This is a genomic window from Nocardia sp. NPDC019395 (assembly GCF_040632335.1).
GTDB lineage: Bacteria > Actinomycetota > Actinomycetes > Mycobacteriales > Mycobacteriaceae > Nocardia.
This window is the reverse complement of sequence record NZ_JBEYBT010000006.1, coordinates 75558-100100: the sequence shown is the minus strand read 5'-3', so window position 1 is coordinate 100100 and position 24543 is coordinate 75558. Positions and strand designations below refer to the sequence as shown.

General features: G+C 67.7%; 20 protein-coding genes. 10 read left to right on the top strand and 10 right to left on the bottom strand.

All coding sequences use genetic code 11. The annotated features are described in order from the left end of the window. Positions 1 to 17 precede the first annotated feature (17 nt). The gene (locus ABZ827_RS17560; RefSeq protein WP_357237825.1) at positions 18 to 1223 is read right to left on the bottom strand and encodes a glycosyltransferase family 4 protein; all 1206 of its coding nucleotides are present in this window, start codon (positions 1221 to 1223) and stop codon (positions 18 to 20) included. Between the two features lie 394 nt (positions 1224 to 1617). On the opposite strand from ABZ827_RS17560, the gene ABZ827_RS17555 reads away from it, so the two are divergent. After that, complete coding sequence (locus ABZ827_RS17555) at positions 1618 to 2331, top strand: class I SAM-dependent methyltransferase (RefSeq protein WP_357237824.1); 714 nt, start codon at positions 1618 to 1620, stop codon at positions 2329 to 2331. A 15-nt stretch (positions 2332 to 2346) separates the two neighbouring features. On the opposite strand, the gene ABZ827_RS17550 is transcribed toward ABZ827_RS17555, so the two are convergent. The 5 genes from ABZ827_RS17550 to ABZ827_RS17530 form a co-directional block, all read right to left on the bottom strand. Next, entirely contained in the window at positions 2347 to 2661 is a 315-nt protein-coding gene (locus ABZ827_RS17550; RefSeq protein ID WP_357237823.1) for a hypothetical protein, read from the bottom strand. A gap of 316 nt (positions 2662 to 2977) precedes the next feature. Further along, entirely contained in the window at positions 2978 to 3160 is a 183-nt protein-coding gene (locus ABZ827_RS17545) for a hypothetical protein (RefSeq protein WP_357237822.1), read from the bottom strand. A gap of 970 nt (positions 3161 to 4130) precedes the next feature. Next, positions 4131 to 5963: a phosphoenolpyruvate carboxykinase (GTP) gene (locus tag ABZ827_RS17540; protein WP_357237821.1), complete on the bottom strand. Its 1833-nt coding sequence runs from the start codon at positions 5961 to 5963 to the stop codon at positions 4131 to 4133. Between the two features lie 240 nt (positions 5964 to 6203). Then, positions 6204 to 7754, bottom strand: coding sequence for a hypothetical protein (locus ABZ827_RS17535; protein ID WP_357237820.1), 1551 nt, complete (start codon positions 7752 to 7754; stop codon positions 6204 to 6206). Continuing rightward, complete coding sequence (locus ABZ827_RS17530; RefSeq protein WP_357237819.1) at positions 7741 to 8862, bottom strand: hypothetical protein; 1122 nt, start codon at positions 8860 to 8862, stop codon at positions 7741 to 7743. The genes ABZ827_RS17535 and ABZ827_RS17530 overlap by 14 nt, the downstream gene beginning before the upstream one ends. Positions 8863 to 8986: 124 nt before the next feature. Between ABZ827_RS17530 and trmB the strand changes: the two genes are divergently transcribed. Genes trmB through ABZ827_RS17515 form a run of 3 tightly spaced genes read left to right on the top strand, consistent with a single transcriptional unit; the run spans position 8987 to position 14152 of the window. After that, complete coding sequence (gene trmB, locus ABZ827_RS17525) at positions 8987 to 9805, top strand: tRNA (guanosine(46)-N7)-methyltransferase TrmB (protein ID WP_357237818.1); 819 nt, start codon at positions 8987 to 8989, stop codon at positions 9803 to 9805. Next, complete coding sequence (locus ABZ827_RS17520) at positions 9805 to 10533, top strand: NYN domain-containing protein (protein ID WP_357237817.1); 729 nt, start codon at positions 9805 to 9807, stop codon at positions 10531 to 10533. Before trmB ends, ABZ827_RS17520 begins: the two co-directional genes overlap by 1 nt. Before the next feature lies 1 nt (position 10534). Further along, a complete protein-coding gene (locus ABZ827_RS17515) occupies positions 10535 to 14152 on the top strand; it encodes an MMPL family transporter (protein ID WP_357237816.1) in 3618 nt (1205 codons plus the stop codon). Between the two features lie 45 nt (positions 14153 to 14197). Here ABZ827_RS17515 and ABZ827_RS17510 read toward each other — a convergent pair whose 3' ends face one another. Both ABZ827_RS17510 and ABZ827_RS17505 read right to left on the bottom strand, forming a co-directional pair. Beyond that, positions 14198 to 14848 carry a DUF1707 domain-containing protein gene (locus tag ABZ827_RS17510; protein WP_357237988.1) on the bottom strand — a complete coding sequence of 217 codons (651 nt, stop codon included), beginning with the start codon at positions 14846 to 14848 and terminating at the stop codon, positions 14198 to 14200. Between the two features lie 123 nt (positions 14849 to 14971). Then, positions 14972 to 16303, bottom strand: coding sequence for an AI-2E family transporter (locus tag ABZ827_RS17505; RefSeq protein WP_357237815.1), 1332 nt, complete (start codon positions 16301 to 16303; stop codon positions 14972 to 14974). Positions 16304 to 16403: 100 nt separating this feature from the next. On the opposite strand from ABZ827_RS17505, the gene ABZ827_RS17500 reads away from it, so the two are divergent. From ABZ827_RS17500 to ABZ827_RS17490, 3 genes are all read left to right on the top strand, one after another. Further along, positions 16404 to 17951 (top strand): adenylate/guanylate cyclase domain-containing protein, encoded by a 1548-nt coding sequence (locus tag ABZ827_RS17500; protein WP_357237987.1) that lies wholly within the window; start codon positions 16404 to 16406, stop codon positions 17949 to 17951. A gap of 68 nt (positions 17952 to 18019) precedes the next feature. Next, positions 18020 to 19123, top strand: a complete 1104-nt coding sequence (locus ABZ827_RS17495; protein ID WP_357237814.1) for a YbhN family protein — start codon at positions 18020 to 18022, stop codon at positions 19121 to 19123. A gap of 168 nt (positions 19124 to 19291) precedes the next feature. Then, positions 19292 to 19660: a DUF3054 domain-containing protein gene (locus ABZ827_RS17490; RefSeq protein ID WP_357237813.1), complete on the top strand. Its 369-nt coding sequence runs from the start codon at positions 19292 to 19294 to the stop codon at positions 19658 to 19660. A gap of 18 nt (positions 19661 to 19678) precedes the next feature. Here ABZ827_RS17490 and ABZ827_RS17485 read toward each other — a convergent pair whose 3' ends face one another. Continuing rightward, positions 19679 to 21295: an NTF2-like N-terminal transpeptidase domain-containing protein gene (locus ABZ827_RS17485; RefSeq protein WP_357237812.1), complete on the bottom strand. Its 1617-nt coding sequence runs from the start codon at positions 21293 to 21295 to the stop codon at positions 19679 to 19681. A gap of 367 nt (positions 21296 to 21662) precedes the next feature. Here ABZ827_RS17485 and aroQ point away from each other — a divergent pair, with 367 nt between their 5' ends. Continuing rightward, positions 21663 to 22136, top strand: coding sequence for a type II 3-dehydroquinate dehydratase (gene aroQ, locus ABZ827_RS17480; protein WP_357237811.1), 474 nt, complete (start codon positions 21663 to 21665; stop codon positions 22134 to 22136). 16 nt (positions 22137 to 22152) lie between these two features. Here aroQ and ABZ827_RS17475 read toward each other — a convergent pair whose 3' ends face one another. Then, on the bottom strand, positions 22153 to 22608 hold the full coding sequence (locus tag ABZ827_RS17475) for a nitroreductase family deazaflavin-dependent oxidoreductase (RefSeq protein WP_357237810.1): 456 nt from the start codon (positions 22606 to 22608) through the stop codon (positions 22153 to 22155). A 446-nt stretch (positions 22609 to 23054) separates the two neighbouring features. Here ABZ827_RS17475 and ABZ827_RS17470 point away from each other — a divergent pair, with 446 nt between their 5' ends. Together ABZ827_RS17470 and ABZ827_RS17465 are read left to right on the top strand one after the other, a co-directional pair. Then, positions 23055 to 24152, top strand: a complete 1098-nt coding sequence (locus ABZ827_RS17470) for a zinc-binding dehydrogenase (protein ID WP_357237809.1) — start codon at positions 23055 to 23057, stop codon at positions 24150 to 24152. Positions 24153 to 24223: 71 nt separating this feature from the next. Further along, entirely contained in the window at positions 24224 to 24535 is a 312-nt protein-coding gene (locus ABZ827_RS17465; protein ID WP_357237808.1) for a GNAT family N-acetyltransferase, read from the top strand. The last annotated feature ends 8 nt before the right edge of the window (positions 24536 to 24543 follow it).

Below are 24543 nucleotides of genomic sequence, written 5' to 3'. Positions count from 1 at the left end.
CAAGAACCCGGCCCGGGTCAGGCCCCTGCCGCGACCTCGGTCTCCACGACCGGCGTCTCCTCGCCGGGCGAAATCAGCCCGCTGATCCGCCGCCCCGCCGCGGCCGCCGCCAGCACCTGCTGGACACCCGCGGCCGTATGTTCCCAGGAGAACTCCCGCGCCCGGGCCCGCGCCTTCTCACCCATGATGGTCCGGGCCGCCGAATCGTCGAGGAGTTCACCGACGATAGCGGCGAGCTGGTCCGCGTCATCGGCGAGCAGGCCGGTCACCCCGTCGATAACGGAGTCGGTGAGCCCGCGTGAGGAGCGGTAACCGACCGTGGGCACCCCGTGCTGCGCGGCCTCGATCACCGCCAGCCCCCAGCCTTCCTTACGGGACGGCAGTACATGCACCCACGCGCGGGCCAGCAGCTCATGCTTACGACGCTCGCCGACATGACCGTGGAACGTGACCGCATCGGCGATGCCGAGCGCGGCGGCCTGGTCCTTCAGCTTGTCCGCCCACCAGCCGCCACCGATCACATCCAGATGGACGGTGGGAATCCGGTCGCGCAGCCGGGCGATCGCGGTGAGCGCATCCTCGATCTGTTTATGCGGCACGAGCCGGGACAACACGACCACCCGCGGTTCCGGAGTACGTACCCCGGCAGCACCGGTGGGAGTATCCGCGGGCACCGGTTCGGCGCCGTTGCGCACAACCGCGATCCTGGACCGGTCCACGCCGAGCGTCGCCAATTCCTCGGCCGACGGCAGCGAAACCGTGAGGTACTGGTCTTTCCGGTGCACCCGCGGCGATAACGACGATTCGATCCACCATCCGATCCGGCCCACCAGCTCACCGGCCACCGGCCACTGCTCCCGATGCCCGTGATGCACCAGCACCACCGACGGCGCACCCGAGACGAGCCGGGCGAAGAACGGGATACCGTTCTGGGTGTCGATCACGGCATCGGGCCGGACGCCCTTCAGCGGGCCCAAGCCGAGCCGGCCGAGAACGATCGCGGCCAAGGCCCTGGGGTACACGGTGAACCGCCCCCCGCCCCGGCTGATATCGATACCGTCGACCCGCTCCTGCCTGGCCGCACCCGGATAGCGGGCGGTACGCAAGGTCACTTTCACCCCACGAGCCGCCAACTGCGCCCCGACCTGCTCCAGGTACCGTTCGCTACCGCCGCCCTGCGGATGGCCGGTATCACGCCAGCAGAGCAGAAGTACTTCGCGCACGTGAGGCTTCTCCGGTCGGTTCGGGTCCCGCGAACAGGACATGGACATCCCCCCAACTGTATCTATGGCGCTGCCTCCGGCGTCGCAGGGTCGGGGCCCTATTAATCCCGTGTCTTCACTCCGGCGCTCAGTCGCTGCGCTCCTTCGCTCTGTCGCTCCAGAACCGGGCGGGCCCCGCCCGGGAAGGGTGACCGGCGGAGAGGTGTTGTGGGTGGGCTGTAGATTCGGCGGCGTGTTCGCCGAGGAATCACCCGTGGACCGGATATCGACCGGGGCGGGGAATGACGCCACCACTACCGCTGATGGTCCAGGGTTCGGGGCGAAACCCCCGCGGGCGACCGGGCGAGTTCGGAAAGGGTTCCGGTTCGGGCGGCGGGCCACGTTGAGCAGGTCGGTGCGTTTGTTGCGTAGTTTCCGTTTCGAGCAGACCGACCCTGCCCGGTTCTACGGCGGAATCGCCACCGACAGTGTCGATCTGCTGGGCGATTTCTATGCCGATATCACCGGTCGCGATCTCGACGGCGTCACTGTGCTCGATGTCGGGGGCGGGCCCGGCTACTTCGCCGATGAGTTCGCCCGGGTCGGCGCCCGGTATATCCCGGTCGAACCCGACCCCTCGGAAATGCATGCCGCGGGTATCGCGGTTCCGGCCGCGGTGCGCGGTTCGGGAATGGCACTGCCCTTCCGCGACGATGCCGTGGATATCTGTTTCTCGTCGAATGTGGCCGAACACGTACCGGATCCGTGGCGGATGGCCGATGAAATGGTGCGCGTGACGAAACCGGGCGGACTTATCGTGTTGTCCTACACCGTGTGGCTGGGGCCGTTCGGTGGCCACGAAACCGGGCCTTGGCATTATCTCGGCGGCGAATACGCGGCGCGGCGGTACCGCCGGAAATACGGACGGGAGCCTAAGAACCGTTTCGGTGTCTCATTGTTCGCGGTGCGCGCCCGCGACGGTGTGCGCTGGTCCGAGCGAACACCAGCGGATGTGCACGCGGTGTTCCCGCGTTACCACCCGCGCTGGGCGTGGTGGCTGGTACGAGTACCGGTGATCCGCGAGCTACTCGTCAGCAATTTGGTGGTCGTCGCGGGCAAACCCGGCTGACCGCGACAAACGCGGCTACAGCGCCATCTGCGGACGGGCACGACCGATCCGGTCCCGCCAACCGCTGCGAACAACCGGATCGGCCCGGGTCCACGGCGACTCCTGGATGGCGAGCCCGACGGTTTCGAGGGTGGTGAGCCCCACCTGATCGGCCAGCCCGCCGACGTACGCCACCACCTCGGCCGCCTGCATGGCGGCCATAGCCTGTTCGGTGGTCAGGGTGCGCCCCGGTAGGAACGAGACGACCCAGCCGCCGCTGCCAACGCTTTTCGCTTGATGGTCGGTCTGGTCGCTGGTCATCAACGCCCGGCCGATCACTTGCACCGCCATGAACGTACTCCCCGTGGGTCTTCGGTTCGATGAATGGAGCGAGCTGATATCTAGCTAACATCATGCGCGCTCCAGCAACAAAACGCAATAGTGCGTTCGATGAAATACGAACCGCGAGGTAGGAATTCGGAGTGAGGCCCGCGGGCAGGGAGTAGCGGGCCACCACAGAGGGCCCCAGCCGGGGAAACAGACGCACGAGTTCGGCTGCCGCGCAGCAAAACCCTCCCATAGATACGCCGTGAATTCGGCGAATACGTGAAATACCCCCCGCGACAGGAGGTCCCGTATACGACCGGGAATCCCCCTGTCGAGCAAACTAATCGGTAACCAGCGACGCGCGCAGAAAGGGTTCGGATTCCCGCACCCCGTCCTCGCTCTCGACCACGTCCACCTGCCACCCCTCGGGCAGCGCCGATTCCAACCGGCCCGCGGCACGGTGCAGTGGCGTGCTCACCGGAACAGCGTCACCGGATTCCGGGGATATATGTCCTTCGGCCATCTTCCAACCACCTCTCGCGGGTGATCGGCTCGGCCACGGATCGCGCAATAGGCGGGCCGATCAGTGTGTAGGACAGTCCGGCAATCAGGAATGCGTGAGCGTGAGATTCGATACACATCCAGAATAAGGCACAGATACCCCTCCACCCACTGCCACACGACAGATCACCGTGACCGACCCAGACAGAGTCACCGACACTCCGGCCGGCACGCCTCCGAAGACAACTCCGCAAGAATTCCAGGGCGCACCAGCCCGGCTACAGGAAAAGGGAGCGCAGCCACCAACCACTGGAGAGTTGCCCCCTGCCCCCATCCCCGCCCCCACGGTGGAATAGCAGACACCCGGACCTGGCGATATACCGGTCGACCCCACTGGGCCCACCAGCATCAACAAGCCACCCGATCACTCACAACAGCCCCCGGACGGATCCGTCTGCGCCGGGGCCCACCCCTACCGGAAGGAGGAAGCACAACCTCCATCGCAGGTGTGAACACCCTGGTCACAAGGACCCGACCAGGGTCGCCGAATACACCTCGATCCGGCACAGCCACCTACCCGGACCTACAGCATTCCCCGGCAGGAATGAAGCCCCGGCACCCCGAGGCCCACCCCGGCGACGTCGCCGCCTCGGTCAATCTTTGCGCCAAGGACGCCCCGGCTCCGCAGCGACCAGCAGAACCGGAACCCCCTGAGCCCCGCCCCCACTCTTCGGTCAACATCCATGGTCGGGGCCCGCCCCGTGTCTGCAGCGACCAGAGGGAAGGAGCGCAGCGACTGACCGTCGGGAGTGAAGACACGGGGTTGATAGGGCCCCGACCTCGAGCCGCGGAGCGGCTCCAACAACACAGCCCGCCCCTTCACGGATGGTCCACGCCGAGACCAGGGTCAACAGGCCCACAACCCCTCGCCTCCGAAGGTGGAGCCATAGATACAGCGCCCCGCCCCCTCGAGGCGCGTATCACCTCCGAAATTACTGCACGCGCTGTTTCAGAGCCTCGAATTCGTCGCGTACGCCGGAGGGCAGTTTGTCACCGACGAATTCGAACCATTCTTCGATGAGCGGGATCTCCGCGCGCCATTCCTCGATGTCCACCGCCAGCGCCGCGTCGACATCCGCCGCATCCACATCCAGACCCGCCAGGTCCATCTGGGCGGCCGTCGGCACATGCCCGATCGCCGTGCTCTCGGCTTCCGCCGAACCCTCGATCCGGCCGACGATCCATTCCAGGACCCGGGAGTTCTCGCCGAAGCCCGGCCACAGGAACCGGCCGTCGTCACCGCGGCGGAACCAGTTCACATAGAAGATCTTCGGCAGTTTGCCCGCATCGGCGTTCTTGCCCACATTGATCCAGTGCGCCATGTAGTCGCCGACGTGGTAGCCCATGAACGGCAGCATGGCCATCGGGTCCCGGCGGACGGTGCCGACCTTGCCCTCGGCTGCCGCAGTCTGCTCGGACGACAGTGTGGCGCCCATGAACACGCCGTGCTGCCAGTCGAAGGATTCGGTGACCAGCGGGACCGTGGTCTTGCGGCGGCCGCCGAACAGGATCGCCGAGATCGGCACACCCTGGGGATCGTCCCATTCCTCGGCGAGGGTCGGGCACTGCGACATCGGGGTGCAGTACCGCGAGTTCGGGTGCGCGGCAAGCGTTTCGGTCTCCCGGAGGTACCAGTCGTTGCCCTTCCAGTCGATCAGGTGATCGGGCTCGCCTTCCAGGCCCTCCCACCACACATCGTTGTCGTCGGTGAGCGCGACGTTGGTGTAGACCGTGTTGCCGGCTTCCAGCGTTTCCATCGCGTTCGGGTTGGACGAGCGGTTGGTGCCGGGGGCGACGCCGAAGAAACCGAATTCCGGGTTCACCGCGTACAGGCGACCGTCCTTGCCGAACCGCATCCAGGCGATATCGTCGCCCAGGGTTTCCGCGCGCCAGCCCGGAACGGTCGGCTGGATCATCGCGAGGTTGGTCTTACCGCAGGCGCTCGGGAACGCGGCGGCGACGTAGTAGGCCTTGTTCTCCGGGGAGATCAGCTTGAGGATGAGCATATGCTCGGCCAGCCAGCCCTCGTCGTGGGCCATGGCCGAGGCGATCCGCAGCGAGTAGCACTTCTTGCCGAGCAGCGCGTTACCGCCGTAGCCGGAGCCGTAGCTCCAGATCTCGCGGTCTTCGGGGAAGTGGGTGATGTATTTGGTGTCGTTGCACGGCCACGGCACATCGGCCTGGCCTTCGGCCAGCGGGGCGCCCACCGAATGCAGCGCCTTCACGAACGGCCGGTCCGTGCCCAGCGATTCCAGCGCCGCCTGCCCCATCCGGGTCATCACCCGCATGGACACCACCACGTATTCCGAGTCGGTGAGTTCGACGCCCAGTTTGGGGTCGTCCGCGCCGAGCGGGCCCATGCAGAACGGCACCACGTACATGGTGCGGCCCTTCATCGAGCCGCGGTACAGCTCGGTCATGGTGGCGCGCATCTCGGCCGGGTCGACCCAGTTGTTGGTCGGACCGGCGTCGGCTTCGGACTTGGAACAGATGTAGGTGCGCGATTCGACCCGGGCCACGTCCGAGGGATCGGATAACGCCAGGTACGAGTTCGGCTTCTTCTTCTCGTCCAGCTTTTTGAAGGTGCCCGCCTCGACGAGCTGGGTGGTGAGCCGATCCCATTCGGCGTCGGAACCGTCCGCCCATACGACTCGCTCCGGCTGAGTCAGTTCGGCGACCTCCTGAACCCAGGCGAGCAGTTCGCTGTGTTCGGTCGGCGCGGTGCCGTCGGATCCACGAAGACCGGGAATGGTCGCTGAGGTCATGAAAACTCTCCTGAAATGGGCGGCGAAGATGCCTCCGCCCTGGCCCTCGGGCCCGTGACCAGCGCGAAAACACCTAGCGCCACCATTGGCGGGTGAGGCGCCCACTACGGCCCGCAAGGTACACCTCCGGAGCTACCGAGATGCACCAGGACCAAGCGGACGCCCAGGTTCCTGTCTAGAGGTTAACGCGGTATTGCGACCCCTATGGAAGCGGGTTGCCTATCAATAGGGGTGGACAAACTATTTTCCGGACTCGGGCGCCCATTGTTCGAGAATCTGCCGGTCACGTGCGCATGCGGCGAGCCGGCCCGGCTGTCCGCTGGTGGCGCGGCGCAGCGCCGTCTCGAGTTCGGCGACCCGGCGATCGACCTCCAGCATCCGGTCGGCAGCCGACCGGACCATCTCGTCGGAGAGTACCGTTTCGGTCTCCACCAGCGCCGTCACCGCGCGCTGTTCGAGCTGAGCCTTCACATTCGCGATCGCGTCCGCCACCCATTGCCGCAGGTGATCGCGGTCGGCGAGCTGACGGCGGGCGCGCACCACCCAGGCTGCCGCGCCCGCGCCGAGCAGCAGGGTCACCGGAATCGTGGCCGTGTCCAAGGCCGGCACCAGGGCCAGCGGCGAGACCAGCAACCGGCCGAGGCCTACCCCGGCGGACGCACCGAGGACGATCATGAGGTGATCTTCGACACCCCGGCCCCTGGGTTGCGGATCCGGGCCGAGTGTGGGAGCGGGGTCGTGGCGGAAGCCGGGGGTCTCATCCGGTAGTGCGGCACCGGCCGCCGGCGTGGCGGCCGCCGCTCGCGCCCGCAGCTCGATGAGCCGGGCGGCGATATCGCGGTCGACCGTATCGGTCAGCGCGGCGACCGCGGACCGCAACCGTTCCGGGAAGGTGCGCCGGCCCGCGCGGTCCAGGCGGTCGAGTTCGGTACGTGCCTCGGCGTGCAGCGCCCGGACCCGGTGGCCCACCTGGGTCAGCAGATCGACCCGCGCCAGGTTGAGTTGTGCCCGCAGGGTGGATACGAGTACCGCCCGGCCACCGTCGCGTTCGGCGAGCAACCGGGCGCGTTCGGCGCGCAGCTGTTCGGCTTCGGTACCCGAGGCCAGCAGCGCTTCCTCCTGCGCGATCCGGTCGATGGTCTGCGTGACCACTCGTGTCGCGGCGGCGACCCGGCGGGTATCCGCGGTGGCGGTATCGGTGGTGAGCGCGGCGAGGCGGGCGTGCAGCAGCGCGAGACCGGAGCGGTCGAGCAGCGCCGAATCCGCCGATGTCCGGGCGGCGAGTGCCAGGCGGGCGGAAACCGGCACGATCTCGCAGTCCAGTCCGGCGGCGGCGAGTAGTTCGGCGCTGCGGTCGCGGACCAGCTGCCAATCCATATGGGCGTGGGTTCCGTTCAACACCAGCAGCACCCGGCTGCCCTCCGCGCGCAGCCGCCGCACAAGGTCCAGTTCGGCGGCGCCGATCACCACACCGGCGTCCAGCACCAGCAGCGTCACCGATCCCGGCGCCGCATTCGTGGCGTCGGCCACCGGCGCGCTCAGCTCGATCCGCGGTTCGAAGCGCGTCAACTCGGTGCGCAACAGGGTGGTGTTCGCGTCGTCCGGGCCGATGAGCCGGACGGCCGCGTTGTTCCCGGTGACCGTCATCGTGCTCAGCAGCGACATACCCTGCGGATTCCAGCGGCCCACGATCGCGGCGACCGCTTCCGGCAAGGGGGCCGGCGGCTGCGCACCCGGGGCGGGAACCGAACCGGTGCTGCCGGCTCCCGGACTCCGGTCAGAGTCCGACACTGCTCATCCGTTCCCATACCCGTACGTACCCGTTGTGCACTCGAACGGCGGCCCGGCGCGCGGCCGGTGACATATCGCTGGCGACCACCGCGCGCCACCGGATGGCGCGGGCGAGGGCGTCGTCGGCGTCCGCGGGCTCGGGCTGTGGATAGCCCGCCGCGAGATGCGATACCTCGGGATCGACCAGACCACCGCACAGGCCCAGCCAGCTCGCCTCGTCGGTGGCGAGGTATTCGGTGATCAGGGCCCGCGCCCGGCTCTGCCCCTGCGGAACCGCCCGCGCCGCGAGCCGGGTGAGTTCGTCCACGAGTCCCCCGGCTCGCCGGGATATCGCCTGCTGGTAGCGCAGCCCGAGCAGCCGGGCCACGGGCTCGATCCCGCTGGCCGTGTGCAGGATCTGCAGGATCGTCTGCGGAGACAGCCCGGGCTCGCGTTCGAGGGCCGCGAGCGCACAACCGAGCCCGTACAGGTCCCACCGGTCGAGTAGTTCGGCCCGCTGCTCGGTATCGGGTCCCGCGGCCGGGGAAACGAAGGCCTCCGCCGATACGGCCGAAAGGGAACCGTTGCCCGCGTGCCGGCGCAGCAGCGCCAGATCGGCCTCGCGCAGCGCTCCGGCGACCGTCTGCGCGGCCAGCGCCCCGACGATCGGATGCGCTTGGAGCCCGAAGGCCCGGGAGTACTGGTCCGCGGCCGCTACGGCGTCGGCCCAGCTGGTGCCGATCGCATCGGCCTTGTTCAGCACCAGCAGCGTGCGCTCCGGGGGGAGCTCGGCCAGGATTCGCCGGTCTCCCGGCGAGGGAGTGCTGGCGAGGACATAGATGATGATGTCGGCGTCGAGTACCGGGTCCGGGAAACCGGGTTCGTCGACGGGCGCGGTCTCGGCACCGTGTTTCAGTCCCAGCGCCCTGGCCACCGTGGTCCGGCCCGACCGGGTCCGGCCCGCGACCTGTGCCCGCGGCAGGGTCCGCCAGCGCTGGACCGCCACCTCGATACCGTTCGCGATACCGGCGTCCACGCCGTCGCCCATCCGCAATGTCGAAATCATCCGCTCGAGCGGATCAGCCGCCCCCGCCTCACGCATGTACCTGTCCGATCCCTCGACTGTCACCGTACGCACCCCCTGTTCCGGTGCGCATTCTGTCAGAAGACCGCCCGCGGTGCGCCGGGCACGGACCGGGCTCGCCCTACCAACGAGTAGCCGGCGGCCGGTCCGGTGCGTCCCGGAACCTGCCATGCGAGACAATAGAGCGGTGAACGACGCCGTGCACCCCAGCCCCGAGTCCGTTCCGGTCACACTGTCGGATACCTCCGGCGGCGCCGGAGGTCCCCGGCGACGGCATGCCGGTTCCCGGCTCTACCCGCGGGTCACCAGTTTTCGCTCCCGGCGCGGCGCGCTCACCCCCAACCAGCAGAAATCCTGGGACCGGACCTGGCCGCTGATCGGCCGCGAAGTGGCCGACGAGCCCCTCGACGCCGACGCCTGGTTCGGGCGCCGGGCCCCGCTCGTCATCGAGATCGGCTGCGGTACCGGTACCGCGACCGCGGCCATGGCCCAGGCCGAACCGGAACTGAACCTGATCGGTATCGAGGTCTACCAGCCGGGCCTGGCGCAACTCGTCCAGCGGGTCGAACGCGATGAGATAGGTAATATCCGGCTGCTGCGCGGCGATGCGGTAGATGTGCTGGAGAACATGATTGCTCCCCGATCGCTGACCGGTGTGCGTGTGTTCTTTCCGGACCCGTGGCCGAAGGCCCGTCACCATAAGCGCCGCCTGTTGCAGCCGGCCACCGTGGCGCTCATCGCTGACCGGCTGCGAACCGGCGGAGTTCTGCACGTGGCCACCGACCACGCCGGATACGCCGAGCACATCGCGGAAGTCGGCGCGGGAGAACCCCTGCTCGCCGGATGGAACGAGACCACCGGCGGGGTCAGCGCCGAGCATCGGGATTCGGCACCGATCGGTTTCGAACGCCCTGTCACCAAGTTCGAGAGCAAGGCACATCAGGCCGGTAGTGCGATCAACGAGTTCATATGGGGCAAGATCGAATGATGAGCGTCAGTGAGATGGCCCCCGGCGGCGATGAGGTTGCCGAAAGTCTGCGCGAACCGGGCGGCGAGCCCGCCGGACCCGATTCGGACAGATTGCGGCGCGTTCTGCTCGTGTGGGATGCGCCCAACCTGGACATGGGGCTGGGTGCGATTCTCGGTGGCCGTCCCACTGCCGCCTACCGGCCCCGGTTCGACGCGCTGGGCCGGTGGCTGCTGGCGCGTACCGCCGAACTCTCGGTCGGCGCGAAACAGCGGGTGGAACCCGAGGCCACCGTGTTCACCAATATCGCCCCCGGCACCGCCGATGTGGTGCGGCCGTGGGTCGAGGCGTTACGCAATGTGGGCTACGCCGTCTTCGCCAAACCCAAGATCGACGAAGATTCCGATGTCGACTCGGATATGCTCGGCCATATCGCGCAACGCACCCGCGGCGCGGGCTTGGCCGGCATCATCGTGGCCTCGGCCGATGGCCAGGCATTCCGCGAGCCGCTCGAACAACTGGCCGGTGACGGTATCCCGGTTCAGGTACTCGGCTTCCGCGAGCACGCTAGTTGGGCGGTAACATCCGATACCCTCGAATTCGTCGACCTCGAGGACATCCCGGGAGTATTCCGTGAACCGCTCCCGCGGGTGAGCCTCGACTCGTTGCCCGACGAGGGTGCCTGGCTGCAGCCGTTCCGGCCGCTGTCGGCGCTACTCACCTCTCGCCCCGCACAAGGAGTCGCTTAAAGTGTTCACCCGCTGGGGCGATCTGGTCTACCGGCTGCGTTTCGCCGTTATCGGAGTTGTTGTCGCAGGGATGCTGGGGCTGGGCGCCTACGGTCTCGGGCTGGCGGATCATCTCAGCTCCAGCGGATTGTTCGATCCGAACTCGGAGTCGGTGAAGGCCGCCGAGATCTCCGACGAAGCGTTCGGCCGCGATCACAACGGCGACGTGCTGGTTCTCTACACCGCGCCCGAGGGCCAGACCGTCGATTCCGATCCCGCGTTCCAGAACAAGATCGTCGACAGTCTCAACAGCCTGCCGCGCGAACATCCGGACCAGATCGCGAAGGTGAACGGTGCCTATTGGAAAACCGAAACCGGCGAGGCCCAGCCCGCGGTGTTCGGTTCCAAGGACAAGACCAAAACCTTCGCCTCCGTCGCGATCGTCGGCGACAACGACGACGATATGGTCCGCAACTATCGCGCCGTCAAAGACGCTTTCTTCATCGACGGGGTCGATGTGCAGGTCGCTGGCCTGCAACCGGTGGCGGGCACGCTCAACGACACCATGGCGCACGACCAGAAGCGGATGGAGATCCTGGCCATCCCCGCGGTCGGTATCCTGCTGTTCTTCGTTTTCGGCGGTGTGGTGGCCGCCGGTCTCCCGTTGATCGTCGGCGGCCTGACGATCATCGCCGCGCAAGGCATCATCATGATGCTGACGAGATTCACCGAGGTGAACACGTTCGTCGGGGCGGTGGTCTCGATGATCGGCCTGGGCTTGGCCATCGACTACGGGTTGTTCATAGTCAGCCGGTTCCGCGAAGAACTGGCCGAGGGCTACGACACCCGGGCCGCCGTCAGACGTTCGGTGGTCACCGCCGGGCGGACCGTCGTGTTCTCCGCGACCATGATCATCGCCAGTCTCGGCGGCCTGCTGCTGTTCCCACAGGGCTTCCTTAAATCCATGGCCTACGGCACCATCGCCACCGTCGCCATGGCCGCGCTCGCCTCGATCACCCTGCTCCCCGCCATGCTGAGTGTGCTGGGACCGCGGGTGGACATGCTGAGCTTCAAGAAGATGCGCAAGACCAAATCCGCGGAAGAGGTCGAGTCCAGTCTCTGGGGCCGCGCCACCACCTGGGTGATGCAGCATCCCCTCAAGATCGCCATCCCGATCTGCATCCTGCTGCTGCTGTTGATCATCCCGGTCAAGAATCTGGCCTTCGGCGGTATGAGCGAGAAGTATCTGCCGCCGGATAACGCGACACGGGTCGCGCAGGAGGAATTCGACAAGACGTTCCCGCTGCGCCAATCCGATCCGATCCAGCTGATCTTCCAGGGCGAGAACACTTCGTCCATCGCGAAAGTGCTGAAGGAGGCCGATAAAGCGCCCGGCCTGGCCGACGCCGCCGGTTTCGCGGTGCCGTCGGAATCCCCGACGCAGGAGAATGTGTTCCGCACGAGCGCGACCCTGCTCGACTCCGACAACTACCAGCCGACCGTGGACTACCTGCGGGCGATCGATGTACCGGACGATGTGACGATGCTGGTCGGGGGGCAGCCGGCACTCCAGGGCGACAGTATCGACGCCCTGGTGGACCGGATCCCGCTGATGATCGCGGTGGTGCTGCTGGTCACGACGGTGCTGATGTTCCTGACCTTCGGGTCGCTGGTGCTGCCGATCAAGGCGGCATTGATGAGCGTGCTCGGCCTCGGATCCACGCTGGGCATCCTGACCTGGATATTCATCGACGGCAACGGTGCGGAAATCCTGAACTTCACCCCGCAGCCGATCATGTCCCCGGTGCTGGTGCTGATCATCGCGATCATCTACGGCCTGTCCACCGACTACGAGGTGTTCCTGCTGTCACGGATGGTCGAGGCCCGCGCCAAGGGCGCCTCGACCACCGAGGCGGTGCGCATCGGCACCGCGCACACCGGGCGGATCATCACCGCCGCCGCCCTCATCCTGCTGGTGGTGACAGGCGCCTTCGCCTTCTCCGATCTGGTGATGATGCAGTACATCGCCTACGGCATGATCGCGGCGCTGATCATCGACGCCACCATTCTGCGCATGCTGCTCGTCCCGGCCACCATGAAACTCCTCGGTGACGACTGCTGGTGGGCACCGGCCTGGATGAAACGGATCCAGCAGAAGATCGGCCTGGGCGAGCCGATCCTGGACGACGAGCGCCCAGGGTCGGGCGATCTGGTCGATCTGGTCAAGACCACGCCGGTCACCGATCCGGTAACCATGCAGATGCCGGCCGTCCCGTCCGATAAACAGCGCAAGACGCCGGTGCTCGAGCGCTCCCGCGAGGAGATCGAGGCCGCCGCGCCCACGACGCATATGAAGGCGGTGTCCAAGGGGCAGCGCAAGGGTCCCGATAAGCAGGCCCCGGCCGGATCCGGACCGACCGCGCCCAAACAACCGATGCCGACACCGCCGGACCCCACCCGGCCACGCGCCACCCCGCAATCGGCCGAGGGTGAAACCGGCCGGAACCTGCCCGACGACGGATCGGCCGCGACGAGACGGCACACCCGTCCGGCCCCGGAGGATCACCGTGCGCCGGTGCGCGGCCCGGAGCAGCCGGGCGGCCCACGGCCCGCGGCCGGCGGACCGGCCCGGGGTCCACATGCTCCTTCCGCCGGTCAGGGGCCGGGCAGCACCGGACGGCCGCCCGAATCCGGACGAGGCCCTGTCCCCGACAACAGCCGGAGAAGCGATTCCCTGTCCGCGCAACCGGGTCCGAGCGGCCGCGAACCGGGCCCCGGCCGGCCGCCGGGCGCCAACGGAAACCAGGCCGGTCCCGACCGGCCCGGCAGCCCGGGCGGTCAGCAGACACCGCCGGAACGTCCCGGTTTCGCGACCCCCACCCTGCGCGGCCTTTTCGCCTCCGAACCGGTCGAGGACGCGGAGAACCGGCAGGCGACAGGTCGCACGGTCTATCCGACCCCCGCGGATGCGCCCCCCGTACCCCCGACCCCGCAGCAGGCGCGGATCAACAACGACCCCGCGCAACCGCGGCCGAACTCCTCCCTACGGCTACCCGGTGCACCGGGTCACCCGGCCGGCCCCGCCCGGCCGCCGGCGCCGCCGCGCCCCGCCGGCCCGCAGCCGTCCGGGAACCGGCCCGACCCCGGACCGGCCCGGCCGCCCGCCCCGCCGCGTCGTCCCGCACCCGATCAACGACCGGGCCCGGCGGATCATCGGGGCGCACCGGATCAGGGTTCGCAACCCCGCCCCCTGCCCCGGATTTCGAATCCGGGGAGCGGGTCTCCGGGCGCACCGCAGTCCGGCCTGCCGGAGCTGCCCCGTCGCGTCCCACGGGGCCTGCCGCCGGAAATGCCGAGGCAGCAGCATAATCCGGAACCGCCCGCCCGCCCGGTACCGCCCGCCTGGCCGCGACCGGACGGTCCGGCCGGGCAGCCCGCCGGATCGACGGAGGCGCAGCAGGGTCCGGATCCCCGGGAACGCAGCAGCATCGAATCCTGGATGGCCGGGCTGCGTTCGGCCCGCCGGCAACAGGCGGGTATGCCGCCGCCCAATCCCGAAGATCCGGGCCGGCATCAGCACGGTGAGGGGCGTTCGGTCAGTGTGAACGAATTGCTCCGCCGCCGCGAAGACCCGGAGTGACGGCCGGGGCGGCGCATAGCGCGAACTCCCCGGCCGCGAAGCGGTTCAGCTCCCGAGCAGGCGCCGCCAATGTGCCATGAACGGCTGCTTGGCGGTGACCGAGCCGAAGCGGACCCGGCCGTGTACCAGTAGGTGCAGCGGGCCGATCGGCGGACCGCTGCGCACCTTGTTGTTCACACTGGACCCGACCAGTTCCAGACCGTCCAGATCCACCGTCGCTTCTTGCGGTACGACCAGGGTGAGCGAACTGGCGTAGTCGTCGACCTGGATCTCCACCACCTGAGTCGTCATCACCGCCTGAGTGAAATCCAGGGTTACGCCGGACAGCCAGCTGTTCACCCGCAGCACCGGCGCGACCTGCCAGTTTCCGCGGCGGTTGACTCCCGACATCCGCGGCCGGATGGTCCCTCCCTGCACCACACCCGAGAGCGGCGAACGCGCGGCGTCACCGGGTTGCGGAAGCGGCGCGGGTCTACCGTGGCCCGGCGGCGGCGCGGCGGGTTCGCCGATCAGCCGGACGCCCGGTAGGTCTATGAGCACCGAATTCAGTTCGCCGCGGGTTTTGGCCGCCAACGCGGTATCCATCCGCTCGGTGAACTCGCCCAGTGAGAGCATGCCCAACCCGACAGCGCGCTGCAGCAGCTCCCCGACGTGTTCCCGTTCCGCATCGGAAACACGCAGATCCCGGTTGCCCACCTGGCCGCCGGGACCCGCATCGTCGAAAACCGGATCGGGCCCGCTCATAGGTCCGAGATTACCCAGCGGCGACGCCATCCCGCATCAGGGCGTTCCCGGATACGGTGGGCGTCCCGGGCCCGGTCAGACCTTCTGCCCGCCGGTTTCGCCGGCATCGGCAGGGTGATGCGGCGAGTCGCCCGGGCCGGCCGGCCGCGCGTGGGGTGTTTCGGTATCGGTGGTGGTCGCTCGTGGTAGCGGTAGTCGCCGTTGCGCTTCGGCGAACAGGGCCGCGATATCGAATCGGCCGCTGTCCGGTCCGTCCGCCGACGCGGCTCCTTCGGGCTCGGGCGAATCCGGCTCGGCCGCATAGATACCCCTGCCGGGCGCGGTCAGTTCCGCGAGCAATTCTTCTGGATCCTCGGCCAGCAGCGAGCGGATCGCGGTGTTCAGCACCGCGACCAGCGGTACCGCGAGCAAGCCGCCCGCGATACCGCCCAGCACCAGCCCCGCGGCGATCGCCAGCACCACCGCGAGGGGATGGATGCGTACCGCCCGGCCGAGCAGCAGGGGTTGCAGTACATGGCCTTCCACCTGCATCACCGCGACAATGATGCCCAGCACGATCAGCGCGGTCACGAAACCTTTGGTCATCATGGCGATGAACACCGCCACGAAACCGGCCAGGAACGCACCGATGATCGGGATGAACGCGCTGATGAACACCAGTGAGGCCAGCGGCAGGGCCAAGGGAACCCCCAGCACGGCCAGTCCCGCGCCGATACTGATGGCGTCCACGGCCGCGACCGCGACCGTGGCCCGCACGAACCCCACCAGCGAACCGAATCCCAGTTCCCCGGCGGTACGCACCCGTTCGCGATGCGGCCGGGGCACGATCCGGGTGACGAACTCCCAGATCTGGTATCCGCTGTAGAGGAAGAAGATCAGGATGAACAGGGTGAGGAAGGTGCCGGTGAGGATATGGCCGACCATCGTCGCTGTGGTCAGCGCACCGCTGGTCAGCGTGTCCTGATTGGACTGGATGGCCCGGATCGCCGCATCGCCCGCCGTGCGGATCTGCTCGTCGCTCAGATGCAGGGGACCGGTGATCAGCCAGTCCTGCACCTTGTGGATGCTGCTGGTGAACTCGTCGGACAGCTGCGGTACGCCCACCACGAACTGTTCCACCACAAAGGTCACGACCCCCGCGACCAGGCCGAGTGAACCGACCAGCGCGACGAACACGCCCAGACCCCGCGGTAGACCGCGGCGCTGCATCCAGTCCACCAGCGGGACCAGCAAAGCGGCCGCGAGCAATGCGATGGCCAGCGGAATCACCACGGTGTCGAGGCGCCGCACGGCCGCCGCGAGCACCGCCACCAGAGCTGTGATCACCAGCAGCCGCCAGGCCCATTCGGCGGTCTGCCGGACGATCGGATGAACGGCGTCCGCGGCAGAGGGTTTCGGCTCGGTCACCCGCCCGACCCTATCGCCCGAGCCCGGGAGCACCGGGCCGCCGAGGCCGGACGCTAGATTAGTACACGTGTCAGCGCCATTGGAAGCGGTCAAACAGACCATGCATACGCGCTGGCCCCTGTACCTGACCTCGATGTTGCTCGCGAACGCCTTCGGCGCCGTATTGGTGTGGGCGTTCATCCAGTACGGGCTACCGGTGCCCGAGGGCGACGAGCCCGGACCACGGCAGATCGGCTTGCTCGTCCCCGCGATCGTGTTCCTCACCGGCGGGGTGCTCAGTGTGCTCGCCTCGGCGCTGATGCTGCGGCCGGTGATGCGCTGGCAGGTACGCGGCGGACCACCCAGCCGGCAGGAACAGATGGCGACCCTGCACGCCCCGCTGCGTCAGGCGATCCTGCATCTGGCGCTGTGGATCCTCGGTGGCGCCGTACTGGCCACCGACATCATCTCCGAAACCCCGGCCCTGGCCGGCACCGTGATCATCACCGAATGTATGGCCGCGACCATCGTCTTCGGTTTCACCTACATGCTGGGCGAACGCATTCTGCGCCCGGTCGCGGCCGAGGCGCTCACCGCGGGCCGCTTCGATCACACGCTCACCCCCGGCGTCGGCACCAGGATGGCGATGACCTGGGGAATGGGGACCTTCGCACCGACCATCGCCATTGTGCTGCTGTGCGTCACCCAGATCTCGTCGGATATCAAGTTCTCGGCGCAGTCGCTGGCGGTGTCGATCCTGCTGCTGTGCGGGGTGGTGATCATGCAGGCACTGGCCCTGTCCATGCTGACGGCCTCCAGTATCTCCGACCCGGTCCGGCAGCTCCGCCAAGCCATCGACCAGGTACAGAACGGTCCGCGAGATGTCCAGGTCGAGGTTTTCGACGGTAGCGAGATCGGCCTGCTGCAGGTCGGTTTCAACCGGATGATGGAGGAGGCCGCGAGCCGGCAACGCCTGCAGGAACTCTTCGGCCAGCATGTCGGCGCCGAGGTGGCCCAGCGCGCGCTCGACTACGGCACCGAACTCGGTGGAGAAACCCGTTTCGTCGCGGTGTTGTTCGTGGATATGGTCGGTTCCACCGCCACGGCGGCCGAACAGCCGCCGACCGAGGTGGTCAACCTGCTCAACGAATTCTTCCGCGTGGTGGTCGATGTCATCGACCACCACCACGGATTCGTCAACAAATTCGTCGGTGACGCCGCTCTGGCGATATTCGGCGCCCCACTCGACCGGCCGGACGCGCCGACGGCCGCATTGGCGGCGGCCCGGGAACTACGCGAAGCACTACGGCCGATTTCCGGCCTCGATATCGGAATCGGAGTTTCGGCGGGTCTGGCGGTGGCGGGCAATATCGGCGCGGCGAATCGGTTCGAATACACCGTGATCGGCGATCCCGTGAACGAAGCCTCGCGGCTGACCGAACTCGCGAAGGATCATCCGGGCCGGGTGCTTGCCTCGGGTTCGGCGCTGTATTTCGCCGAGGAGAGCGAACAGCGGAATTGGACCGCGGGCGAGGAGGTGCAGTTGCGCGGGCGGCGCCGCAAAACGCGATTGTCCTGGCCCAGCCGCTCCACAACCCCGGCGGATACCGCGCCCGCCGCGGCTCCGGCCGATCCGGAGACCCCCGCGGACCAGGTCGATCACGCATAACACGGGGTCCGCGCGAGTACCGATAAGGGGTACCCCCTCCGTCCGGGCGCGTCCATTAGGCTGGGCCCGTGACTGCCGACGGAGATACAGCGGATACTTCTGCTGTGTCGTCGGCCGGAAAACCGTCACCGAGCGGGAAACACCGCCGGAGATTCCGCTGGCTCAAATGGCTCGCCGTTTCGATTCTGCTGCTGTTGCTGATCGGTGAAGGTGTTTACCTTTACCCGCGCCTGCACGAATCCTGGCAGAAACTGACCGAAATCCACTGGGGCTGGGTCGCGGCGTGTATCGGTATGCAAATGCTGTCGATGTCCGGTTTCGGCCGGGTACAGAAACAGCTGTTGCGGGCGGGCGGAGTCGAGGTCGCGCAGCGCAAATCGGTGGCCGTTGTCTACGGTGCGACGGCAATGTCGGTGACGCTACCGGCCGGGCAGGTGTTCTCGACCGCTTTCACCTATCGCCAGACCAGGCGCTGGGGCGCGAGCCCGGTGGTTGCGTCCTGGCAACTCGTCTTCTCCGGCGTGGTGTCGGCGGCCGGACTCGCCCTGCTCGGCGTTCTGGGCACCGTGCTGGCCGGTAGGCAGGTCGGCCCGGTCAACCTCATCGTCTCCCTGGCCGCCGTGGTGGCGCTGGTCTGGGCGGGTAACTACGCGTCGCGGCACCCCGGAACCCTCGAGGGGGTACTGCGCCGCGGGCTGGCGCTGGTCAACCGGGCTCGTAAACGCGCGCCGGATGCGGGCCGCGAGAAGATCCGGGACATGCTCGCCCAGGTCGAATCGGTGGATCTGAGCACCCGCGACGGGGCCGGGGTCGTCTGGTGGGCCGTGGTCCATCGGGTAGCGGATGTCGCCTGCCTGGGTGCCGCCTGCTATGCCATCGGCGGCGACCCCCGATGGGCGGGCCTGCTGATCGCCTTCGCCGCGGGTAAGGCGGTCGGGTCCATCCCGTTCGCACCGGGCGGCATCGTCTACGTCGACGCAACGCTAATCTACGGCCTCACCGCGGCAGCCGGTCTGCCGGCGGCACAGGCCGTGGCCGCCGCGTTCGTGTACCGGCTGGTGAGTTTCGTGCTGATCGCGATCATCGGCTGGATCGTTTTCGCCTTCCTGTTCCGCAACCGGAATGCCGAGGACGACGAATACGAGAAGGAGTTCACCCGGCGCAACGCCTGAACTGTGTTTTTGGCGCCGCCTTCGGCGTCGCGGGGCCGGGGCCCTATTAACCCGGTTCTTCACTCCTCCGCTCCTCCGCTTCGCTCCCCCGCTCCGTCGCTCCAGAACCGGGCGGGCCCCGACCGGTGGGGTGGACTTCACCGCGCCACCGCCTACTAGGCTGCTGTTGTGAGATGGCTGGGACCGATCGTTGCCGATTCGCTGCTGGTGGTGCTGTTCTGTGCTATCGGACGCCGCAGTCACGAAGAGGCCGTGCTCACCGGCCTGCTGCATACGGTGTGGCCGTTCGCGGCCGGGCTGGCCGTGGGCTGGATCGCCGTGTTCCTCCTGGACCGCGGCCGCCGCGGGGACGAACCGTTCGCAGGTAGCCGGATCCGGCCGACCGGTCTGGTGGTCTGGCTGAGCACCCTGGTCGTCGGTATGGCGCTGCGAGTGGTCAGCGGTCAGGGCACAGCGTTCAGCTTCATAGTGGTGGCGACGCTGGTACTGGCGCTGTTCCTGCTCGGCTGGCGGGCGGCCGTGCGCGTGATCAGCTGAAGTCCCGGGCCGCCCGGCTCACTCGTCGGGTTTGGCGAAGGACGACAGCATCCGCTCGCCCATTCGGACGACCATATCGCCGCTGTCGACGTTCGCGATATGGATCGCGAACGCGAGATCACCCATATTCGCGATGAGCCAGCCGTCGTCACCGGCCTTGGCCGAATACCCGGTGACATCGCGGAACCCGCGCAGCCGTGCCATCTGCGGTGCGTTCATCCCGTCCCGCAGCACGCGGCGCGCCGCATCGGCGACGGGCCCGGGCAGCGGCCCCGCCGGGGCGTCGGTCTCCCCCGGACGACCCCGTTCGATCATCGGTGGCCGCAGCGTGCCGTTGGTGATCGCCGCCGCCGCGATCGCCATCCCGAACGGACTGGCCAGCAGTGCGTCGGATCCGCCGCCCTGGCGGACCGGCTCGGCATCACCCGCGCCCGCGGGCCGGCCGGTTACCTCGTCCAGGCCCGGTACGCGGAAATCCACTCCGACCCCCAGCTGGGCCGCCGCTTCCACCGCTTCCTGATCCGTAACATCCTTCGCGGCTTTACCCTTGGATGCTCCGGCGACCGCCTTGAACACCTCCATCGCGCCGCCCGCCGGGTACAGCCCGGTGAACGCGACCGGCCCCTGGGCGCTCGAGTAGTTGTTCTGGGCAACGGCGACCACCGCGCCGGTGGAAGGCTGGGTTACCACGATCGAGGCCGGTGAACCCACGCTGACCACCGCGTCCTCGGCGGCGCGCTGCAGCCGCTGGTCCATGGTTCCGGCGATATCCGGCCCGGCCGGACCCTGATAGCCGGCCAATTGTTTGACGAACCGGCCGTTTTCGAACAGCTGCACTCCCCAGCCGGAATGCTTGTCCTGGCTCTCTTCCCAGACCTTGCTCATACCGTCGAGCAGGGGCGAGAAGATCCGGCGATCGGAGACGACGAGTCGCGGCTCCTTCTTCATCACCACGCCGGGAATCGGCGCCATCTCCGGTTCCAGGATGGCGAAATCGCCTTCGCGCAGGCTCACCGCGGTAATGGGTTTACCGCCGGCCGCGGCCAGTTCCTCGCGGAGTGTCGCTCCGGTGATCAGCGGAGCGACCGGTTCGATGGCGGCGGCCAGCCTATCGGTGGAGGCGACCTGATCGGGCATCCGCGCCGGGTCGAGCTGGATGACATTGATGTCCTGCTGGGTCATCAGCGGTTTGCCGATGTTGTCCACCACGCGCGGGGCCGGGTCGGGGGTGGTGCGTACCAGCTGAACGGTGCGGTTGTGCGCGAGCTGCGGCATCACGACCCCCGGATCCCAGGAGATCTTCCAGCCGGTCGACAGCTTGCGCACGGTGCCTTCCAGTCCGTAGGACCAGTCCTTGCGCTCGCCGAAGTTCCAGTGCACGTCCAGGCTGAAGATGCCCGATTCGGGGTCCAATTCGATGAATTGCGTTTTCTCGTAATCGACGGTGCCGGATTCTAGCCCGTCGAACATTTGCTCCAGAGTTGCCGAAGCCGCCGAGGGGTAAGAGGTCAGTTCGGCTGCCGCGGCATGATCACGCTCGTCCAGCAGTTCGGTGAATTGGTCGACGACCGATTCGGGGCCGGCCTCCTCGGTTCCGGTCCCGCACGATCCCATCGCTATTGCCAGAGCCGCCACCCCCGTAAGGGCTATTGCGCCCCGGAAGCGAAAGCGGCGGGATCCCCACACATCCATGTCGCCCACTCTTCACTCTTGCCACTCCAGTAACAAGACCACCGTACCTGAAAAATGCCTGCTTGCGAGTGATCGCAAACCCGAAACCATAACCGGTCCCACCGTGTGTAGTTGTGGCCGTACCCAACTCGCCGCCGAACCGACCATGATCAATTATCGGACGGTCCGGGCATGCCAGGGTTCGCTACGCTACCGATCGAGCCGCAGCGGTGTTGCGTTACCCCGCAAGTCCGCGTCCACTGCAGAGATACCCCGTCACGGTAGCTCAGAACCATCGGCGCCCGCTCAGGGTGTCGGTAGGGTTGCTGTCATGTCCGATGCCGCTTTCCCGCAAACCTCGAGCAGTCCGATCCTGGTCCTCAACGGCCCGAATCTGAATATGCTCGGCACGCGACAGCCCGAGGTGTACGGCTCGGAAACCCTCGAGGATGTAATCGAATTGTGCCGTCGGGCCGCCGCGGCGCGCAGCCGGGAGATCGCGCATTTCCAATCGAATTCCGAGGGCGAAATCATCGACCGGATCCACGGCGCGCACGGTACGGTCTCGGGAATCGTGATCAACCCCGGCGGGCTGACCCACACCTCGGTGGCGCTGCGCGACGCCCTGATCATCCCGGGTGTACCGATCGTCGAGGTCCACATCAGCAATGTGCACGCCCGGGAGGAGTTCCGCCGGCACTCCTACATCTCGCCCATCGCCGACGCGGTGGTCGCCGGGATGGGCAGTTACGGCTATGTGGCCGCGATCGACTTCCTGCTGACTCGCCCCGCTTCGGCCGCCTGACCTGTATGTCTTCCGGTCACCGCGTGCGGTCGATCCGGAAAACCGGGAAACCGGGTGCGATTTCGGCGAGCTGCGCGTCGGTGGCGTCCTCGGACAGGCCCTCGAAGAACCGGCCGACTTCCCAGCCCCAGCGTTCGAGGTAGTGCCGCAGCAGCGGGATCTTGCCGGCGTCGGCGATCTCGTCCGCGGTGAATGCCTCGGTCTTGCGCCCGAGTCGCAACTCGCCCGTGCCGGCGACACGCAGGTTGCGGACCCACTGGGTATGCCCGCGCGGGGCGACGAGGTAGCGCTGACCGTTGGGGGTGGTCATCACGTTCACCATGGTGGTCCGCCATTCGCCGGACTTCCGGCCGCGCACGGCCAGCAGGCGGGATCCCGCGATGCTGATTCCGAGCTTCGGGAGCAGGTTGACGACGCGGTTGAAGATCGGGTCGAAGCCGGAGGGTGCGAGGTAGCGGGTGGTGGCGGTCATGGTTTCTCCCTTTGTGAGCGGCGCTCTCTGTTGTGAACAACGATCGCATCTCGGCGCTCAATAGTCAAGAGCAGTGCTCTCAGATTGGGTGAGGTGGGGGTTGATCACGGTTTTGTGGAAGCCGGGGTCGTCAACCGCCGGGGCGCTGCGGTTCGCGGCGCGGGTGGTGTCGTGGGTTCGGGCGACGGCGAACCCCCGCGAATGCTGGACGGTTTCGGTCCTGGGAGTACCGAGCGTGCCCAGCCGGGGTGCCGGGTTCAGTGAGCCCCTGAGCGGGCTTTTCGCCCGTTCGTACTCTCGGCCCTCCAACCGCCCCGCTCACCACCTCCACCAACCGGCCAGCCGAAACACAGGAACCAGACCCCAACCCCGGCGTTTTCTGAGACGGTGGTCGAGGCGCCGGATTATCGCGGGCGTGCAGTGTGTGAATGGTGGAGGAGGGTGCCGTGCAGGCCGCAGTTTTCTACGGAAACGAACCCCGGCTCGTCGTCGAGGACATTCCGGTTCCGGTGCCTCAGCGAGGCGAGGTGCTGCTGCGGGTCACCGCGTGCGGGGTGTGCCATACCGATTTGCATGTGCTCAGGTCCGAGGTGAAGTTCCCGGCGCCCGCCGTGCTCGGGCATGAGGTTTCCGGCGTGGTCGAGCAGGTCGGCGACGGCGTCGGCAATGTAGCGGTGGGCGATAGCGTGGTGTGCAGTTTCATCATGCCGTGCGGGGACTGCCGCCACTGTGTGCGCGGAGCCGAGGATCTCTGCGAGAAATTCTTCGCGCACAACCGGCTCAACGGCACCCTGTACGACGGGACCACCAGGCTCGCCCGGGCCGACGGGACACCGCTGGCCATGTACTCGATGGGTGGCCTCGCCGAATACTGCGTCGTCCCCGCCTCCGATGTTTTTCCGGTGCCCGCCGAAGTCGGTCTGGAAGCCGTATCGATCCTGGGCTGCAGCTCGTTCACGGCACTCGGTGCGCTCCACACCGCCGGGCTCGGGCTCGGCGACCGGATCGCGGTGGTCGCGGCCGGTGGGGTCGGCTCCTCCATCGTGCAGTTCGCGGCGGCCGCGGGGGTCAGTCAGATCATCGCCGTCGATATCAGCGACGAGAAACTGTCCGCGGTGGCGAAGCTCGGCGCCACCCATACCGTGAACTCGCGGACCGAGGACGCGGCCGCCCGGGTCCGGGAGCTCACCGGCGGCTACGGCGTGGAGGTGGCGTTCGAAGCGCTCGGCAGTCCGGCGACCTTCGCTACCGCACTGGATATCCTCGACGACGGGGGCCGGGCCGTGGTTGTGGGTATCGCGCCGGCGGGGTCTACCGGCACCATCGATCTGGCCCGGCTGGTCCGGCGCAAACTCCAGGTGCTGGGCTCCTACGGGGCGAAAGCGCGCACCGATATGCCTGCCCTGCTGCGAATGGTCGCGGCGAATACGGTTCGGCCGCAGGAGGTCATCACCCGCCGCTACCCGCTCGCCGAGGCCGACGAGGCGTACCAGGCGCTGGCCCGCGGCGAGATCGTCGGGCGCGCGATCATCGAAATGTCCTGATCAGCTGCGACGCGCCGGGCCGCCCGGCCGATCGAAGCGAATTTTCCCGGTCGAACGAGTAGCGTCGAGCCATGCCGCCGGAGGTCCGCAACAATATCGCCCTGCAGCGCTTCGAGATCACGGTCGAGGGCGAGGTCGCGGGCTACATCGAATATCAGGACACCGCCGGTGAGCGCGCGTTCGTCCACACCGAGATCGATCCGCGCTTCGACGGGCAGGGTTATGCCCGCGAACTGGTCGAAGCGGCGCTGCACGCTACCGGCGCCGAAGGGCTCGGCGCGCTGCCCATGTGCCGGGTGGTCGGGCATTTCATCGAGACCCGGCCGCAATATCTGTCGATGGTCCCGCACTGGGCCCGCGACCGGCTCGGATTGCCGCAGTAGCCCGCCGC